This is a genomic window from Methylophaga sp. UBA1464 (assembly GCF_002325665.1).
Classification (GTDB): Bacteria; Pseudomonadota; Gammaproteobacteria; order Nitrosococcales; family Methylophagaceae; genus Methylophaga.
Window position 1 is genome coordinate 7,579 of sequence record NZ_DCSO01000054.1, and the last position, 3,287, is coordinate 10,865.

Below are 3,287 nucleotides of genomic sequence, written 5' to 3' on the forward strand. Positions count from 1 at the left end.
ATCGTCTATTTGCTGACAAAGTGTTTTTAGTGACTTATCAACACGCTTCAGCAGGCCAGGCCTTAATAACAAATCTTCCGGTGGATAGCCGGTCAGACATAATTCTGGAAACACCACCAGTTCAGCGGCATGTTGTTGTCTCGCCTGCTGAGTTGCAGCAATCACCTTTCTGGTATTGCCAGCCACATCTCCAACAATGGGATCGATTTGTGCCAGCACTACCCGAATTTGATTATTGGCCATTAACTTTCCATCAGTTGCAGCATAGTTGAACCAATTTCTGCCGGGGATCCAGCAATGGCAACACCGGCGGCTTCCAATGCGGCTAATTTAGCCTTGGCGGTACCCTGACCACCACTGATAATGGCCCCGGCATGCCCCATACGTTTGCCTGCAGGAGCGGTTAAACCGGCAATATAGGCTGCGACCGGTTTGCTGACATACTGTTTGATATATTCCGCTGCATCTTCCTCGGCCTGACCACCGATTTCTCCGACCATCACAATACCCTCGGTTTGCGGATCAGCTTCAAACAATTCCAGACAATCAATGAAGTTCATTCCATGTATGGGATCGCCTCCTATTCCCACACAGGTACTTTGGCCTAATCCATTCTGCGTGGTTTGATAAACCGCCTCATAGGTCAGTGTTCCTGAACGCGAGACGATACCGATTTTTCCCGGCAAATGAATGCTGCCCGGCATGATACCGATTTTGCATTCACCCGGCGTGATAAGGCCCGGACAATTTGGTCCGATCAATCTGGCATCATAGGATTTCAATGCATGTTTAACCCGCAACATATCCAGTACCGGTATACCTTCTGTAATACAGGCAATCACCTTTATACCGGCATCTGCCGCTTCGAGGATCGCATCGGCAGCAAAAGCTGCAGGTACATAAATCATACTGGCATCAGCACCTGTTTCAGTTACCGCTTCATGCACGGTATTAAAGACCGGTTTATTTAAATGTGATTGACCGCCCTTACCAGGCGTTACACCGCCAACAAACTGGGTGCCATAGGCAATGGCCTGCTCGGAATGAAAAGTGCCCTGTTTACCGGTAAATCCCTGACAGATCACTTTGCTGTCTTTATTAACCAAGATACTCACGTTGTATTACTCCCCTGCCGCAGCGACAGCCATAGCTGCTGCTTCAGTTAAATCCTGTGCTACGCGCAGATTCATACCACTGTTTTCCAGCAATGTGCGCCCTAAATCGGCATTGGTGCCTTCCAACCGAACCACAACCGGTAACGATAAACCGACTTCTTTAGCGGCTTGCATAATGCCTTGTGCGATCAAATCACAACGCACAATGCCACCAAAAATATTGACCAGGATGGATTTTACTTTTTTGTCTGATAAAATCAGTTTAAACGCTTCAGCAACACGATCCGCGGTAGTCCCGCCACCAACGTCCAGAAAATTGGCCGGCTCTCCGCCCTGCTTCTGAATCAAATCCATGGTGGCCATTGCCAGACCAGCACCATTTACCATACACGCCACATTGCCATCCAGAGCGATGTAATTCAGTCCGAAATCTATTGCAATTACTTCGGCAGGATTTTCCTGGGTCGGATCAAATAATTCAGCCAAATCGGCATGGCGATATAACGCATTTTCATCGACGTTGATTTTGGCGTCCAGTGCCAGTAAATCACCCGCATTGGTTATCACCAATGGGTTGATTTCCAGCAGACTGATATCTTTTTCACAGAACAGCTGATACAGGTTTTGCATCAGCTGTTGCAGTTGTTTGAACGCCGCACCGGTGAGCTGCAAAAAGAAACCTGCTTGACGACATTGATAGGGTTGCAAGCCAGCAACCGGCTCGATATATAACGTCAGAATAGCCTCTGGTGTTTTCTCGGCTACCTCTTCAATGTCCATGCCACCCTCGGCAGAAATCATAAACACTACCCGCTGTGTCACCCGGTCCACCAGTACAGCCAGATAGAGTTCGCGTTCAATTGCAGATGGTGCCTCAATCCAGACTTTATTAACCGGTAGCCCCTCGGCCGTCGTCTGATGTGTTACCAGCTGACTTCCCAGCATGGCATTTACTGCGTCAGTTACCGCTGATTGACTGTCTTCAACTCTGACACCGCCGGCCTTACCTCGTCCCCCACTGTGTACCTGAGCCTTCACCACCCAACGTTGACCACCAATCGCCGTTATGGCCGATGCTACTTCATCAGAGCTGGATATCATCTGTCCTTTGGGTGTCTCGATGCCATATCGGTTAAACAATTGTTTTGCCTGATACTCATGCAGGTTCATGTTGTGTTCGCCTTGTATGTCTTTATTACTGCTGACCAGCAGTGCCAACAGTTAAACGTTATATTTTCGCCCATCAAGGTAATAATTACCATCATCTGACATGATATAGTTGCCTGCTGAAAACTAACACGGAACCGTTTATGCGTACTCTTTACCCTGATATCGAGCCTTTTCACAGCCAGCTATTAGCCTGTGAAGAAATGTCAGATGGACGCCGTCATCAAGTTTATATTGAACAGTGCGGCAATCCTGAAGGGATCCCAGTGATTTTTTTGCATGGAGGTCCCGGCTCCGGATGTCGCCCGCAGCATCGCTGTTATTTTGATCCTGAGCGATACCACATCATTCTGTTTGATCAGCGAGGTTGTGGACGTTCACAGCCGTCAGGTGAGCTGGAAAATAATACAACTGATTATCTGATCGCGGATATGGAAGCTATTCGTAAATTGCTGAATATTGAAAAGTGGATGCTATTTGGCGGCTCCTGGGGAGCAACGTTGGCATTGGCTTATGCCCGACAGTATTCACAGCATGTCTCAAAAATGGTGTTACGCGGCACTTTTCTTGGCAGGCAGCAAGATATTAACTGGGTATACGCTGCAGGAGGCGCATCAAGAATATTTGCTGAAGCGTGGCATGCACTGGTTAAAGATGTACCTGAAAGCGAACAGGAAAAGCCGTTAACTTACTTTTATCAGCAAATAACCCACCAGAATGAACAACAACAGATAATGGCCGCCAATACTCTGCAAAGCTGGGAAGCGACTATTGTGATGATGCGCGATCAGCATTATCAACCAGAAGCTGAGGCATCACCGGGACCGCTGGCACACGCCAGAATCCAATTGCATTATGCTTTGAATGAATGTTTTTTGGCCGAGAGTCCATTACTCGACAGTATTAAAAAAATTAACCATATCCCGGCAACCATTATTCATGGCCGCTACGACATGGTGTGTCCAATGCAGCAATCGTGGGAAGTCTATCAACGCTGGCCAAATG

4 protein-coding genes are annotated in these 3,287 nt (G+C 47.8%); 1 reads left to right on the forward strand and 3 read right to left on the reverse strand.

What is annotated here, in order from left to right:
- The 3 genes from B3O33_RS06715 to sucC all read right to left on the reverse strand — a co-directional run.
- Window positions 1-243, reverse strand: a 243-nt coding sequence (locus B3O33_RS06715) for a nitrilase-related carbon-nitrogen hydrolase (RefSeq protein WP_292363250.1), incomplete at its 3' end; no start/stop codon positions are given.
- A complete protein-coding gene (gene sucD / locus B3O33_RS06720; protein ID WP_292361706.1) occupies window positions 243-1,115 on the reverse strand; it encodes a succinate--CoA ligase subunit alpha in 873 nt (290 codons plus the stop codon). The genes sucD and B3O33_RS06715, both read right to left, overlap by 1 nt.
- A gap of 6 nt (window positions 1,116-1,121) precedes the next feature.
- The gene (gene sucC / locus B3O33_RS06725) at window positions 1,122-2,285 is read right to left on the reverse strand and encodes an ADP-forming succinate--CoA ligase subunit beta (RefSeq protein ID WP_292363251.1); all 1,164 of its coding nucleotides are present in this window, start codon (window positions 2,283-2,285) and stop codon (window positions 1,122-1,124) included.
- 140 nt (window positions 2,286-2,425) lie between these two features.
- On the opposite strand from sucC, the gene pip reads away from it, so the two are divergent.
- On the forward strand, window positions 2,426-3,287 hold an 862-nt coding region (pip, locus tag B3O33_RS06730), incomplete at its 3' end, for a prolyl aminopeptidase (RefSeq protein ID WP_292363252.1).